Annotated in this window: 17 protein-coding genes; 9 read left to right on the top strand and 8 right to left on the bottom strand. The window is 58.8% G+C overall.

From position 1 onward, the window contains the following. Nucleotides 1-162: 162 nt before the first annotated feature. Both K5R88_RS09915 and K5R88_RS09910 read left to right on the top strand, forming a co-directional pair. On the top strand, nucleotides 163-432 hold the full coding sequence (locus K5R88_RS09915; RefSeq protein ID WP_008028186.1) for a DUF4242 domain-containing protein: 270 nt from the start codon (nucleotides 163-165) through the stop codon (nucleotides 430-432). Between the two features lie 35 nt (nucleotides 433-467). Further along, a complete protein-coding gene (locus tag K5R88_RS09910) occupies nucleotides 468-1,280 on the top strand; it encodes a class I SAM-dependent methyltransferase (RefSeq protein WP_223415724.1) in 813 nt (270 codons plus the stop codon). Nucleotides 1,281-1,423: 143 nt separating this feature from the next. Here K5R88_RS09910 and K5R88_RS09905 read toward each other — a convergent pair whose 3' ends face one another. The 3 genes from K5R88_RS09905 to pcsA form a co-directional block, all read right to left on the bottom strand. Beyond that, nucleotides 1,424-2,350: a universal stress protein gene (locus K5R88_RS09905; protein ID WP_008043281.1), complete on the bottom strand. Its 927-nt coding sequence runs from the start codon at nucleotides 2,348-2,350 to the stop codon at nucleotides 1,424-1,426. Nucleotides 2,351-2,630: 280 nt separating this feature from the next. Continuing rightward, nucleotides 2,631-3,017, bottom strand: coding sequence for a DUF488 domain-containing protein (locus tag K5R88_RS09900; RefSeq protein WP_226299886.1), 387 nt, complete (start codon nucleotides 3,015-3,017; stop codon nucleotides 2,631-2,633). Between the two features lie 3 nt (nucleotides 3,018-3,020). After that, nucleotides 3,021-3,743 (bottom strand): phosphatidylcholine synthase, encoded by a 723-nt coding sequence (pcsA, locus tag K5R88_RS09895; protein WP_008028178.1) that lies wholly within the window; start codon nucleotides 3,741-3,743, stop codon nucleotides 3,021-3,023. 930 nt (nucleotides 3,744-4,673) lie between these two features. On the opposite strand from pcsA, the gene K5R88_RS09890 reads away from it, so the two are divergent. After that, nucleotides 4,674-5,387: a tellurite resistance TerB family protein gene (locus K5R88_RS09890; protein ID WP_226299885.1), complete on the top strand. Its 714-nt coding sequence runs from the start codon at nucleotides 4,674-4,676 to the stop codon at nucleotides 5,385-5,387. A 72-nt stretch (nucleotides 5,388-5,459) separates the two neighbouring features. Here the strand turns inward: K5R88_RS09890 and K5R88_RS09885 are convergent, their stop codons facing one another. From K5R88_RS09885 to K5R88_RS09865, 5 genes are all read right to left on the bottom strand, one after another. Then, nucleotides 5,460-5,912: a cupin domain-containing protein gene (locus K5R88_RS09885; RefSeq protein ID WP_008034751.1), complete on the bottom strand. Its 453-nt coding sequence runs from the start codon at nucleotides 5,910-5,912 to the stop codon at nucleotides 5,460-5,462. A gap of 258 nt (nucleotides 5,913-6,170) precedes the next feature. Continuing rightward, nucleotides 6,171-6,449 carry a DUF3303 domain-containing protein gene (locus K5R88_RS09880; protein ID WP_008043696.1) on the bottom strand — a complete coding sequence of 93 codons (279 nt, stop codon included), beginning with the start codon at nucleotides 6,447-6,449 and terminating at the stop codon, nucleotides 6,171-6,173. A 205-nt stretch (nucleotides 6,450-6,654) separates the two neighbouring features. Then, the gene (locus K5R88_RS09875; protein WP_032829188.1) at nucleotides 6,655-7,056 is read right to left on the bottom strand and encodes a hypothetical protein; all 402 of its coding nucleotides are present in this window, start codon (nucleotides 7,054-7,056) and stop codon (nucleotides 6,655-6,657) included. 1,022 nt (nucleotides 7,057-8,078) lie between these two features. Further along, a complete protein-coding gene (gene grxC / locus K5R88_RS09870) occupies nucleotides 8,079-8,330 on the bottom strand; it encodes a glutaredoxin 3 (RefSeq protein WP_008033960.1) in 252 nt (83 codons plus the stop codon). A 27-nt stretch (nucleotides 8,331-8,357) separates the two neighbouring features. Then, nucleotides 8,358-8,876 (bottom strand): carboxymuconolactone decarboxylase family protein, encoded by a 519-nt coding sequence (locus tag K5R88_RS09865; protein ID WP_008041063.1) that lies wholly within the window; start codon nucleotides 8,874-8,876, stop codon nucleotides 8,358-8,360. Nucleotides 8,877-9,010: 134 nt separating this feature from the next. On the opposite strand from K5R88_RS09865, the gene K5R88_RS09860 reads away from it, so the two are divergent. From K5R88_RS09860 to K5R88_RS09835, 6 genes are all read left to right on the top strand, one after another. Further along, entirely contained in the window at nucleotides 9,011-9,838 is an 828-nt protein-coding gene (locus K5R88_RS09860; protein ID WP_226299884.1) for an AraC family transcriptional regulator, read from the top strand. A gap of 283 nt (nucleotides 9,839-10,121) precedes the next feature. Continuing rightward, the gene (locus K5R88_RS09855) at nucleotides 10,122-10,619 is read left to right on the top strand and encodes a hypothetical protein (protein ID WP_192229035.1); all 498 of its coding nucleotides are present in this window, start codon (nucleotides 10,122-10,124) and stop codon (nucleotides 10,617-10,619) included. A 154-nt stretch (nucleotides 10,620-10,773) separates the two neighbouring features. Continuing rightward, nucleotides 10,774-10,971 carry a hypothetical protein gene (locus tag K5R88_RS09850; protein WP_223451987.1) on the top strand — a complete coding sequence of 66 codons (198 nt, stop codon included), beginning with the start codon at nucleotides 10,774-10,776 and terminating at the stop codon, nucleotides 10,969-10,971. A gap of 14 nt (nucleotides 10,972-10,985) precedes the next feature. Next, nucleotides 10,986-11,543 carry a polysaccharide biosynthesis/export family protein gene (locus K5R88_RS09845; RefSeq protein ID WP_226299883.1) on the top strand — a complete coding sequence of 186 codons (558 nt, stop codon included), beginning with the start codon at nucleotides 10,986-10,988 and terminating at the stop codon, nucleotides 11,541-11,543. A 26-nt stretch (nucleotides 11,544-11,569) separates the two neighbouring features. After that, nucleotides 11,570-12,688, top strand: a complete 1,119-nt coding sequence (locus tag K5R88_RS09840) for a hypothetical protein (protein ID WP_226300257.1) — start codon at nucleotides 11,570-11,572, stop codon at nucleotides 12,686-12,688. Between the two features lie 20 nt (nucleotides 12,689-12,708). Next, the gene (locus K5R88_RS09835) at nucleotides 12,709-14,274 is read left to right on the top strand and encodes a GumC family protein (RefSeq protein WP_226299882.1); all 1,566 of its coding nucleotides are present in this window, start codon (nucleotides 12,709-12,711) and stop codon (nucleotides 14,272-14,274) included. Nucleotides 14,275-14,291 lie beyond the last annotated feature (17 nt).

Raw genomic sequence — 14,291 nt, 5'->3', positions numbered from 1 at the left:
GCGGGCAGCTTTTGATTGTGAGCCTGTCGCGGCACAACGCGAAACCTCCGGACGATCGGGCAAGGTTGGCCGACGATCGGGCAGGACGCCGAAGGTCAGCAGCGCGATAGTTGGCACAGGGTCTGCCGACCCTGTCATCAATAACAAAAATGAGAGGTTGCCATGCCGAAGTTCATCATTGAACGCGAGATTCCGGGTGCTGGAACACTGTCAGAAAGGGATTTGAAAGCGGCTTCGCAAAAGTCCTGCCGAGCGTTGCGCGACTTGCCGGAGGTGCAATGGCAGCAGAGTTATGTCACCGGTGACAAGCTCTACTGTGTGTACCTCTCGCCCAACGAAGAGTTGATCCGGGAGCATGCCAGGCTGAGTGGTTTCCCGGCCAACCGCATTTCCCGGGTCATGACCGTCATCGACCCCACCACGGCGGAATAAGCCAGGGGCGTTTGAACTCGTAACGGAGCGATTTGATGAGTACTCCCATTGATCTCACTGCCTTGAAAAACCGTCAGATGGCCGCCTGGGCCAGTGGCGACTATGCCGTGATCGGCACCACCTTGCAGATTGTCGGCGAGCAGCTCGCCGAAGCCTGCGACCTGCTTTGCGACGAGCGCGTGCTGGACGTCGCCGCCGGCAACGGCAACGCGACATTGGCGGCCGCGCGCCGGGGTGCCCGCGTCACGTCCACCGACTACGTCGCCGCGCTGCTGGAGCGCGGCGAAGACCGGGCCCGGGCGGAGCGCCTGGAGGTGACCTTTCAAGTGGCGGATGCCGAGGCGCTGCCGTTCGAGGACGGCAGTTTCGATGCGGTGCTGTCGACCTTCGGCGTGATGTTCGCACCGGACCAGGCCAAAGCCGCCGCCGAGCTGGCGCGGGTCTGTCGTCCGGGCGGCCGGATCGGCCTCGCCAACTGGACGCCTGAAGGTTTCGTCGGCCAGATGTTCAAGACCCTGGGCCGGCACATGCCACCTCCGCCGGGGGCACAACCACCGTCGAACTGGGGTTCCGAGGCCTGGCTGCATAAGCATTTTGATGAACGCGAGTTTCTGCTTCAGGTGACACGGCGGTTCTTCAATTTCCGCTACCGTTCGGCCGCGCATTTCATCGACACGTTCCGCACCTGGTATGGCCCGGTCCACAAGGCGTTCGCGGCGCTGCCCCCCGAAGGCGCACAGGCCCTTGAAGGTGACCTGGCCGAGCTGATCAACCGCTTGAACCGCACGGGTGAAAAATCGCTGGTGGTGCCGAGTGAATACCTTGAAGTGGTGATCACCCGACGCTGACTTAGCCACACAAAAACCTGTGGGAGCGAGACCGGCTTGCCGGCGATGGCGGTGAGTCAATCGACATCAATGTTGGATATGACTCAGTCATCGCCGGCAAGCCGGTCTCGCTCCCACAGGGGGTTGGGGTGTTTTCAGCAGGATTATTCATCCAACCGCTCGCTGTACACCACCCAGACGCTGCACGGCATTTTGTACAGCAGGTGCTCCACCGTGCTGCCGATCAGCCTGCCCAGGCCGCGATGGCCGATGCGGCCCATGACGATCACGTCGATGTCGCAGGCATCGGCGTAGCGGGTCAGGACCTTTACCGGGTTGCCCATGATCATGTGCCGTTGCTGCGGCGCGATGCCGTTGCGTTCGGCCAGTTCGTTGAAGGCTGCTTCCTGGTAGTCGAACAAGGTCCTGGCTTTGCCCGACGAGAAAAACGCCGAACCGTTGTCGAAGCCGAATTCATCGGCGCTGATCGATGACAGGTCATAGGCGTAGACCACATCCAGCTCGGCATTACAGGCGCTGGCCAGTTTTGCCGCTTCGTGAAGAATGCGGTCGTTGAAGCTTTTGTAGTGATCATCACGATGGAACGGGTCGACCGCCGCGACGATCTTGCGCGGCAAGGCATGCGCGGCATGGCTGACGAAGTGCAGCGGCACCGGGCACTCACGCAGCAAATGCACGTCGAGTGGCGTGAACATCAGCCTTGAGAGCATCGAATGCGGCTCCAGCGCCTTGATCAGCACGTCCATCGGCTGCTCTTTCAGGTGAATCAGGATTTCCTCCAGCGGCCGTTCGACCCACGTCACTTCGGTGGTGACGTGCACCCCGATCTTGCGCAAGGGCCGCGCCTGGTCCTCAAGCCATTGACGGTGTCGATCGACATAGCCCAGGCGCATCTGCTCCAGGGCCTTTTCATTGACCAGACTGGCGGTCGCCAGGCCCTCCAGATAATCGAACGCAACGATGTGCAGCGCCGCGTCTTCGGCCTTGGCCAGCGCTGCGGCCCTGTCGAAGGCGGGGCTGTGTTCCATCAGGGGTGAGGCGACCAGCATGAAACGTGATTGCTCAGACATGACAAACCTCCCGTGGGTAAACGAGCGTCAGGGTCATTCGACAGGCATTCAACCCTTTGAGTATTGACCATGATCAACCTGTCGTCTGGTCAGGTGGGAGTGGGGCGGGGTTATGAGGGTGGCGATTACGCCGTGAACTTCAACCTTGAGAACGACGCGATCCTTTGTAGGAGCCGGCTTGCTGGCGATGGCGTCCGTCCAGTGACTAATTAGTTTGACTGACAGAACGCCATCGCCAGCAAGCCGGCTCCTACAGGGGGGATTTGTGGGGGGATGGAATTCAAATAACCTTGGCGCCGCGTGCCTGCAACAGTTCGCGCAGCACGGAGCGATGGCAGTGCGCTTCATCCTCGCAATAGCAGCCGACGGCCAGCGAGGTGTGATGGGAGAGGGCTGCCAACAGATCCAGCAACTGGCTGGGCGCAGGCTGATTCATTTCAGCCTTGAACTTGCGCTTGAAGCCTTCCCAGGTTTTTTCATCTGCCGCCGCCTTGGCTTCGGCCACTAATTCAGCACTGGGCGACAGCAGCGGTTGCCACACATCATAAAAATCCCGGCGGGAAAACTCAGCCTTCGGCACGCCACGAGGCGGACGGCGTACGGTGCCTAACCGAAGGCCTTCATCGGGCAGGCGCGGTGAGCCGAGTCGTACGATATGAATAGGCATGGCTTATGGGTGCCGCGAGCCGTCAAACCATTCCATCGCCGTGCGCCAGATGCAAATCCCCAGGAAGTAGGCCGACATCAGCAACCAGAGCCCCATGACCATCGGGTTGATCACCGGATGGTTGATCACCAGCGACAAGCTGCACAGCAACCAGATGGCCGTCACGGCGATGTTGATCGGCATGAACCGGCGAACGCGAAACGGGTGCAGGAATTTCATCCGGGTCACGGTCAGCAACGCCAGGCCGATGACGGTGAGCAGGGTGATCCACGGCGACGGGGCGATGATGTACAGGCACAGCGCAACCACGTTCCACGCGGCGGGGAAGCCCTGGAAGTAGTTGTCTTTGCTTTTCATGTTGACGTTGCAGAAGCAGAACAGCGACGAGACCAGAATCAGCGACACGGTCAGCAGCAGGGTGTAATCCGGCAACGGGATGTAACGATAGATAAACAGTGCGGGGATAAACACGTACGTCAGGTAGTCGATGACCAGGTCAAGGATCGAACCGTCGAAGCTCGGCAACACCGACTGTACGTTGACCTTGCGCGCCAGTGCGCCGTCGAGCCCGTCGACAATCAGTGCGACGCCCAGCCACAGCAGGCAATTGGTGGGCTGGTTTTCCAGCAGGGCGAGGGTGGCGAGGAAGGCTGTGACTACGCCAGTGGCGGTAAAACCATGGGCGCCCCATGCTTTGAGCCTGGCGATGTGTAGGGTGGATATCACGGGGGCGTTCTCCAGAAAGTGAAGCAAGCCAGTCATCACCCTCGTTTATCGGGGGCGGTGGCGAACCGGGTCGGGTTGCAGGTATCGACCGGAAATCCGGGAATAAGGTTCACCGTCTGTAAATCTTAGCTGGGTCGTCAAAAAATACTGTGGTGTTGGGTATGAAATCCTTCACCGAGGGGAATGTCTTTGTCGTACTGCGCTTGCGTCCATTTCAGGGGGCTGATTGCTGACCTGATTTTGCGGGTGTACCCGGAGCCCATGTGGGAGTGAGACCGGCTTGCCGGCGATGGCCTAGTGTCAGGCGACGAATTTTTTGAGGGTGTACATATCCATTCCTGCGGTAACGGCGGCTATTGGTTTCGCTCTTACAGCGAGTCCCTTTTTCAAACGCCAAAAAGGAACCAAAAGGCTTTGCCCCTGACGTACGGTGGCTCGCTAAGGCTCGCCATGCCCTCGCTCCGGTCCTGCTTCGTGGGCCCGCCGCCATCGGCCATCCCTGGCCGGGGGCGGCTAACCCGGCATCCTTGCCGGGTTGCCCACTGCGCAGAACCTCCGCTCGGCCTTCCGACGGGGCAGATCAAAATCAAAAGCAAAGCAAAGCAAAGCAAAGCAACAGCAGCAGACGCGGTAATTGGCCATGGCACCAATCAACTGTAGGAGCCGGCTTGCCGGCGATGGACGTGAACGATAACGCGTGCTGTCTGAATGAACGCGTTGCCCCGACGATTTTCGCCGGCAAGCCGGCTCCTACAGGGAATCGCGTACGCTTTTGATTTTCGCCACTCATCAGGCCGAGCGTTAATAATGGATACCCACCAAAACGCTTGAACACCACAGACAGCGAAGTCAGCCAAACGGTAATGGCGCAACGGCGTACGAGGACTATCGTTGCCTGACTGGATAACTCCAACCGATGAGGACGTCGTCATGAACACCAGCGATTTGCTCGAACAACTCTTGCGAGCCGGTCAGGGCTCGATGACGCAGCAAGGTGGCGGCGCACCTCAAGGCGGTATGGGCGGCGGTCTTGGCGGGTTGCTCGGTGGCCTGTTGGGCGGCAGTGGCGGTGCAAACGCCGGGTTGGGCGGTTTGCTCGGGGGCTTGCTGGGCGGCGGTTCGGGCATGGGCGGCGCGACCCAGACTCGCTCGGGTGGGGGCACCAACTACGCAGCGTTGGCGTCCCTGGGGATGATGGCTTTTCAGGCGTATCAGGCCTGGCAAAGTAGCCAGGCAGCCGCGCCGCAACAGGCGCCGCGCACCGTGGATCTGCTCTCCGGCCCGGAAGTCGAGGACCACAGCCACGCGGTTCTGCGCGCATTGATCGCGGCGGCGAAGGCCGATGGCCGGATCGACGACGCCGAGAAACAAATGATCAGCACTGAAATCGGCCGCCATACCGATGACCCGGAACTGCAGCAATGGCTGGATGATGAAGTCGCCCGGCCGCTGGATCCCGCGGATGTGGCGCAGTCGGCGACGGACCCGGCGATTGCGGCGGAAATGTACCTGGCCAGCGTGATGTTGGTGGACGATCAGCAAGACGCCGAGCGCAGCTACCTGGATGAGCTGGCGGCGGCGTTGCAGATAGATCCGGATTTGCAGGTGCATCTGGAGCAGCAGGCCAAAGGTGGCGCCGCTTGACCAGCTTTTTGTAGGAGCCAGGCTTGCCGGCGAAGGCGTACTGACAGGCCCCTTCGCCGGCAAGCCTGGCTCCTACAGGGGCTGCGGTGATTTCGGAATCAGAAACGTAACCCCGTGCGCTTCGGCAATCTCCAGGATTCGCGGCAAATCCTCCGGCACCCTCAGCCGGTCCACCGCCGTAAAAAACTGACCGCCGCGTGGGTCGGACACCACGCCAATCATCCTCGCGGTCGCGCTGATGTTCTTGTAGGCATGGATCGACCCACCAGGAATATGCACGTAGCCGCCAGCAGAAACGGTGGTGGACTTGCCCTCGACCGTCACTTCGACCTGCCCGTCGGTAACGTAGAAAGCCTCGTCCCACGGATGGAAATGCAGCGGCGGCCCGCCCCCTTGCACGCCTTCCTGAATGTGCATTTCAAAGGGTTTGCTCAGATCGCCGCCGGCGAGAACCGTGATCGCCTCACCCACCACATTGACCGGCCCCGGGGTTTTTTCGGGGGTGATGACGTGAACCGTTCGCATGATTGCTCTCCGGAGGATGTGTCCACTCCCGCTGAGTATATTCACTTGCCGGCGTGCCCAGTGCCCGGCCATCTGCCCGTCTGTCAGGGCAGTTTCAACCCCCATTGAATTTTCCCCCGGCGTATCGCTCTGCTGCTCAGGCAATCACTGCCGAGATGCGGCGGCGGGTGGGAATCAAGATGTAGCAGGATCTAAAGCCTGACGCTGACAGAGCGCCTGCGTCGTGGCGGCGAGCAAGACTCGCCGCCCCGACGATTATTACTTGCTGACAGCCGCCGCCAGCAGCGGCCCAGCCTGCTCATCGGTGAGTGCAGCATGAACCTCCATGCTCATCAGGTCACTCCATTGCAGCACCCATTTTTGAATCTGTACGGCATCGTCGGTTTCCGCGATGCCAAAACCGCTCGAGCCACCGACGGCATGCCAGCGCCCGAGCATCTTGACGCCGGGGGGCGGGGCACCTTGGGTCTCGAGAAAGCGCTTGATCGCGCTGTTGCGGTTTTGCGGACTGATTGACCAACTGACCATGAATAACATCTGCCACCTCCTGATAGGGATTGGCACCTGTTGCTCTTCGCGCACCTGGCTGGCGCCGGGACCACGGTCACGCCTGTTTCCCGCTTCATCCTGACGGGCTTGAATGTCTTTCTCCCTTTGAGAAGGCATAGCAGCGCGCCGGGATTCGCGTACGACCGCTGATCCTCTTTCGTGGCATTCGGGAGTGTTGGGGGGCATTCAGCCGTCAAGCGTCGCGCAGCAGGTCGTTGGCGTTGAGCAGTTCGTAGGCGATTTCCGGCCGTTTTTCCAGCCCGCGACGAATCGCGGCCGGGATCGCCTGGCGGGTTTTGCGGCACAGCCCCGGCAATTCGCCGATGGAGATGGCGATGCCGCGCATGGTGCGGACTTCGTTGAAGCCGGGGGCGATTTCGACCCGGATGCCCAGTTGTTCGAACATCCGCTGTTGCAGCCGTTCGAGGTCGCTCAGGCTCTGGAGGTTTTCCAGGCGGTCGAGCAGGCGTTTTTCCTCGGTGCGGGTCAGGAACAGGATGCGCAGGTCCGCGCCCGCTTTTTCCAGCAGCGGTTCACGCTCGCAGTTGCAGGCACCGGGCGGGCAGGGTTGGCGGATCGGCATCGACGTGGTCATAGGGTTCAATCATAGAGCGCCCTTTGCGTGTTTGCCCATATGCCCCGACTCTTGCGGATGTACCCGGCCCCTGTAGGAGCTGGCTTGCCGGCGATAGCGGTCTATCCGGCGACTATTTTCTTTCATGTGTACATATCCATTTCTGCGGTTATGGCCGCTATTGGTTTCGCCCTTACGGCGAGTCACTTGGAAAAGCCCCAAGTAACCAAGGGCTCTTGCCCCTTTCGTTCGGTGGCTCGCTCCGGTCCTGCTCCGTGGGCCCGCCGCGATCGGCCATCCATGGCCGTGCGCGGCTAACCCGGCATCCATGCCGGGTTGCCCACTACGCAGAACCTGCGCTCGGCCTCTCGAGGGGGCGTGTACCTCAAGATCAAAAGCTGAAGGCGAGCTAACGCTCGGCCTGATGAGTGGTGAAAATCAAAAGCGTACGCCGATCCCTGTAGGAGCCGGCTTGCTGGCGATGGCGTCTGCCCAGCCAATACATACGTTGACTGATCCACCGCTATCGCCAGCAAGCCGGCTCCTACAGGGGAAATGCGTGTGTATTCGGAACGCATACGTTCAACAGTGGGAGCGAGCCTGCTCGCGAAAAGCGTGTAGGCACCGCGCTCATTCAGACAGCCCGCGTTATCGTTGGCGTCCATCGCCAGCAAGCCGGCTCCTACAGGGGAATGCGTACGAGCAAAGAAACAGGTCGGCTGGCAGGCCGCCTCGCTTTTGCTTTGCTTTGGTTTTTGATCTTGATCTGCCCCGTCGGAAGGCCGAGTGGAGGTTCTGCGCAGTGGGCAACCCGGCATGGATGCCGGGTTAGCCGCCCCCGGCCATGGATGGCCGATGGCGGCGGGCCCACGGAGCAGGACCGGAGCGAGGGCATGGCGAGCCTTAGCGAGCCACCGTACGTCAGGGGCGCAGGCGCTTGGTTACTTGGCGCTTTTCCAAGTGACTCGCCGTAAGGGCGAAACCAATAGCCGCCGTTACCACAACAACGGATATGTACCCCCCCAAAAAAACCGTCACCGGCCTCAAGCAAGCATCGACATCAACCCCCCCTGACGATCAAGTTTGGCCAGCTCGTCAAACCCTCCAACATGCACATCACCGATAAAAATCTGCGGCACGCTACGGCGCCCGCTGCGGCTGAGCATCTCCTCAAACTTCCCAGGTTCCGATTGAACGTTTATTTCCTGTGCCGCAATGCCTCGGCTCGCCAGCAAAATCTTGGCGTTGCGGCAATAAGGGCAAGTGTCAGTGGTATAGAGCGTCACGGTGTTCATCAGCGGTTCTCCCGAATAGACAGTCGTTCAAGCATCGATGGCCGGAAAATCAATCTCGGTCAGGGCGACGTTGTTGAGGTAATTGGTCAAGGTCTGCGAGGCCACGTGAGCGATCACTTCGACAATCTTGCTGTCGTTGATCCCGGCTGCCCGTGCCGCTGCGATCTGCTCGCTGCCCAGGTGGCCACGGCTTTCGGTGATCTGCCGGGCGAGGGTGGCAAAGGCATTGAGCTGGCCGCTGCGGGCGCTGAGGATGTCTTGCGCGGATAACCCGGCCTTGCCGGCAAACAATGTGTGGGCCGCGAGGCAGTAGTCGCACCCATTCACCTGGGACGTGGCGAGGAAGATCGCTTCTTTCTCGGTGGCGCTCAGTGACGTTTTACCGAGGGTCGCAGACTGTTGCAGATAAGAGGACAGCACGGCGGGAGCATGCGCCAGCGTCTTGAAGACATTGGGCAAAAAACCGATTTTTTTCTGCACGCCTTCCAGCAGCGGGCGAGTGGTGTCGGTGGCGTGCTCGAGGCTCAGGGTGTTGATGCGGCTCATGGTGGATCTCCGTAGATGACGGCGCGGTGTGCGCTGGGTACGGGGTCCATGCTAATGACGAGTGCTGGTCTATTGGCTGCAAATCGTCGAGGATATGCGACTGATCGTCCAGATATGCCGCCAGGAGTCTGTCCATGGATCGCTTGTCCACCTTGCTCAGCCATTTCGGCGTCAGCGCCGGTACCTTCCACAGCGGGACCTTTTGCGGCACCACCGGTTTTGATGGTGATCAGGCCTGCGGGCACCTCCATCTGCTGCAATCCGGCGAGCTGACCCTGAAACTGGCCGATGAGCGCGCGATTGAGCTCAACACCCCCACCTTGATTTTCTTCCCTCGGCCTTACCGCCACCGACTGATTGCCGCTGACACGCCTGACACGCAACTGGTGTGCGCCTCGCTGACGTTCGATGGCGGTGCGGGGAATGCGCTGGCGGCGGCGTTGCCCGATTACCTGGTACTTGATCTCGATGAAGTGCCGACCATGGCCGGTACGCTGGACTGGTTGTTCAACGAAGCCTTCGGCGGCATTTGCGGTCGCGAAGCGATGATGGACCGCTTGTTCGAAGTGCTGGTGATCCAGTTGCTGCGGCACATTCTGACCAATCGCGAACAAAGCCCCGGCATGATGGCCGGTCTCGCCGACCCGCGCCTGGCACGCTCGTTAAGCCTGATGCACGACACGCCCGGCAAGTCCTGGACTGTGGCTGAGTTGTCGACGGCGGCCAACATGTCCCGGGCCAGTTTTGCCGAACACTTTCGTCAGGTGGTGGGGCAGACCCCGGTGGATTACCTGGTGAGCTGGCGCATCAGCCTGGCCCAGAAACGCTTGCGTGAAGGCAAGTCCATTGCCCTGATTGCCGATGAAGTGGGGTATGAAAGCCCTTCGGCGCTCGCCCGGGCATTTCGGCGCAAGACCGGCGTCAGTCCGCGAGAGTGGATGCATGGCGGCCAGCGTCGATAGTTTTTTGTCGCCGGTGTTTCGGCGAGGAAAAAGCAAAGCGTTCAGGCCCGTTTTCGGTAGGGCTGATGCCCATGTTTGAGTCGTTTCAAGGAGATAGAGACCCTTGTTGTGATGAGGACTAATTGTCGATTTATTGACGCCATTCTGCCTTGATTTTTATTTTAATTTATTGTTGTGACAGACCATTGACGTGCTGGCTATGTGCTTATAGGCTCCAATCAGCTGGGTAACGAATCCTTCATTCGATATCAGGAAAACCCTGTGTGCAGGGAGGCGGGCTTCAATGCGTTCATCACTGGTTCTCAAATCCGTTTTGTTCTGCGTGCTCTTTAATGGTGCGGCCATTGCCACCGCACAAACGGCCAATTTGACCCGTGAAATTAACCGCATGGGCGATGCTTGCCAAGCGTATGGTCCAAAAGCGGGCATGACCGCCGCCGAGCAGGGTGGTGCCCCTTCAACCGTTGCAAACGGTCCTGGTGCGGCAGCTTCGGCCAGCGATACCAGCTTCGCTGATACAGCAAAAAATCAACTCAACAGCCTTATAGAATCCGCCACCAAGGTGGGCGCTACCGTCAATAGTTCTTCCTGTGACGGATTAATGGCGCAACTTGCCGTTGACAAGTTAACGGCAGATTCAGGTACGCAAAGTAAAGTTTTGAGTGGCGGGGATGATGCCCTCAGCAATCAATCGAATGCAGTTCCGTTAGCTGCTGCCGCCTGGTTGTTTTCATCCGCGTTATTCGGTTTTGTCATGGTCGCCAACCGGCGGAAGGTGTAGCTAGCTTTTTGTTTTTGCTGGCGATTGTGTGGCGTATTGACACTAGTGATTGATATCAATTTGATCTGCTAGTGGGTTTGGCGATGTATTAGCTGAATGACGGGCTCTATTAAACAGAGTGCTATTAATTTGGCAGGCAGACATCGAGGTCGATATGTTTAACGACAACTTATTGTTAAATAAAAAACTTCCTTCGCCAGCTGTTTCCCGGCAGGCAATAGAGGCGTCAGGCCGACGAAAACCGCACGGCGTTGAGCGCAAAAAACAGCCCCTTGATCGTTTCCTTGACCTAAAAATGAGCAAGAGTGATTTACCCCGGTTTTTATGCAAGACTCTTGGCAAGGCTACTTAGGCGGAGGGATCCCGATGTCGCGTTTCTGGTTACCTGTGGTCTGCGCGCTGGCAGTTATGCCCAGCATTTCCAATGCCGTCGCAAACGATGCTGCATACCGGTTGAGTCCGGGTGACAAGCTCGCCGTTTCCGTTTGGGGCGAAGACAAGCTCAAGCAGGACGTGATCGTTCTTCCCAACGGAAGCATTACCTTCCCGCTGGCAGGGCAAGTCGATGTGGCGGGTCTCGATACCACCGCAGTCGAAGAGAAAATTGCTGCCAAGCTTGTAAAGTACATACCCGATCCGCAGGTGAGCGTTGTCGTCACCAGCACGGATGGCAATCTCGTGTACGTGCAGGGCAAAGTGTTGAAGCCAGGCAGTGTCCATTTATCAGGTCAAACGTCAGTGCTGCAGGTGTTGAGCGTGGCGGGCGGGCTCGACAAGTTTGCCGACAAGGATGAAATCAAGGTCGTGCGACTCACCGGGTCCAAGCAACAGATCCTGCCAGTCAATTACAGCGATCTGATGTCCGGGCGTGACATGTCCACCAATATTCTCCTCCAGGCCGGCGATACGTTGGTCGTGCCTTAGACTTGCGCGATGCATTAAGGATTAACTTGCTTGCTCTTCGAACTACCGGGGTTGCCACTGCAACCCTGATCCTGTCGTGTTCCGGTGTGGCCCATGCGGCGACCTGGCAATCATCAATCGCGGTGCCTTCGACTGTCGAGTACGACAGCAATCCACTGTTGCTCACGAGTGGCGAGCAGGGTGTGACCCGCACCATCATCGCTCCCGAGTACGGCCTTGTCGGTACTTCCGGTCGGGATGAGTTTCAATTCGGTCTCGGTGTATACGTCGTGCGTTCTTCCGATACCGACATCGTGACGGACCGTGAAGACCCCCGATTGAAACTGGGGTGGCAGCGGGAAACCGAAACGGGCGGTTTTGGGCTCAAGGCCAGGTATGAAGAGAGTTCAACGCTCTCTACTGCCGTTCAGGAAACCGGCGTGGTAGCAGCCGACGGCACGCAAAAGCTGTATACCTTGGGCGGCAACTGGCATACGGCTCTCAGCGAGCGAAGTACCTTGCTCAACGAGACTGACTACACTCATGTCACTTACGACATTCCGACCCTGATCAACTACGACGAACTGGCCACCAGCTTTACGTGGAGCTACGCGTGGAGCGAGCAGACCGAGGTGTTCACCCGTTTGGGCGTCAGGCGCTATGAGCCTGAGAAGGGCTCTGCAGTGGCGTCCTCCTCAAACAGCTATACACCCACGGTCGGCGTGAACTTCCAGCTCTCCGAGCAGTTCAAGGGTACGGTGTACGCGGGCGTCAATCAGGTTTCCGGTTCGGGTGACGGCCCCAAGGGGCAGGGCGGATTGACCTTGCAATACACCGGCGAGCGGTTTGATGCAATCGTCGACGCCGGTCGCAGTACGGTCGCCAGCGGTGACGGCGGGTTCGTCGAGGCGGATAACCTGAAGGGAACATTCAGTTACGCCATCGATGAGATCCGACGCACCGGTTTTGATGCCTCCTGGCAGGACACTAAAGGCCAGACGCCAAACACTTTGCTTAATTACAGTGCCTGGATCAGTCAAGAACTCTCGCCTTTTTGGATTGCGCGCCTATCCTTCACGTACAAGGAGCGTCAGCAGGACGGCTTGCCGGATGCCAGCGCAAATATTGTCGGGATGACACTGATTTACAGTTACCCCGGTCTCTGAAATTCAGTTGTGTGAGAAATATGGCCTCTGAATACGAAATGTCGGTCAACGACTACATCGCCATCGTCAAACACCACGCCGTGCTGTTGATCGTGAGTTGCGCAGCCATACTTGGCGTGAGCATCGCGGTCGCGATGTCGCTGCCGCCCACGTTCGAGTCCTCTGGCACGATCCTGATCGAGTCGCAGCAGATCTCGCCTGAACTGGTCGCGACAAACAACGGCACCTTTGCCGATGAGCGCATCGAGGTCATTCGCCAGCGTGTGATGACCCGGGAGAATCTTTTAGCGATCATCGACAAATACAACTTGTTCTCTTCTCAAGGCCGGCAGTTGAGCGTTTCCGAGAAAATCGATGAAATGCGCAATACGATCGGGGTCACCCTGGTCAGCGCCGCGGTCAAGGGTCGCGGGGAAGTGACGATTGCGTTTCGTCTTTCCTTTGAGCACCGCCAACCAGAGATTGCCAACAAAGTGGCCAATGAACTGGTAACGCTGTTCCTGAATGAAAACATCCGGCAGCGCACCGAGCGCGCCAATGAAAACACAGAGTTCGCAAAGCAGGAGGCGGACAAGCTCGAGGTTGCCCTGAATGCCCAGGACAGTCGCGTGGCGAAATACAAGGAGGAGCACAGCAAATCGCTGCCCGAGAATCGGGAATTGCTCACGAACATGTTGACCCGCGCCGAAAACGACCTCAAGGAAGTCGATCGTGACTACAAGGCTGCCCGTGAGGATTTGCGCTTCAATGAGTTGGAGCTTGTCGCCGCCAATGCCGGCGTAGCGACCAAGCCTGGCGTGGCGGGTGCAGCCGCTGACAAACCGCAGGATCTGGGCAGCCTCAAGGCGGAATACGTCCGTTTGCTGACGCTGTATACCGAAGCCCACCCCGATGTGCGTGCCGTGAAACGCAAGATTGCGGCACTTGAGGCGAACAAGTCGGTGGCGGGGAGTTCGGTAGTGTCCGTCAGTATGGATGTAGCGAAGGCTCAGGCGCGGATCGCGGCCACCGACGCACGTATCAGGTCGCTGGCCGATCAGAAGCAGCAGACGCAGCAGAAAATAGCCGAATACGAAGCGCAGATTATTGAAATGCCACAAGTCGAGCGCGGCCTGATCACGCTGATGCGTGACCATGACAACGCGAAAAAGAAATACGAGGAAATGCGCGCCAAGGAGATGAATGCGAGAATTTCCGAAAGCCTGGAACAGGAAAACAAAGCCGAGCGTTTTGTTCTCCTGGAGTCGCCGCTGATGCCTGAAAAACCGGTACGGCCGAACCGCAAGAAAGTGGTTGCCATGGGCTTCGTGCTTGCCCCTGTGGGCGCTGGCGCATTGGTGATGCTCCTGGAAATGCTGACTCAGCGTGTGCGCGGAGCTGAAGCCCTGGGTAGCGTGTTGGGGCGGCGTGTACTGGTTGCCATTCCCTACATTCACACCAAGGCGGAGCTGGCGAATCGCAAGAGGTGGCGAACGCGCTTGATCATCTGTGGGATAGTGGCATTCGTGATCTTTCTGGTGCTCGTGCACTTCCTCTACATGCCACTGGATCTTTTGATTTTTAAAGCTTTGGGCCGGTTTGCATAAGGAATACAGCCATGGAA

This window comes from Pseudomonas sp. MM213 (assembly GCF_020423045.1).
Lineage (GTDB): Bacteria > Pseudomonadota > Gammaproteobacteria > Pseudomonadales > Pseudomonadaceae > Aquipseudomonas > Aquipseudomonas migulae.
The sequence above is the reverse complement of the archived record's forward strand: the minus strand, read 5'-3'. Positions and strand labels throughout refer to the sequence as shown.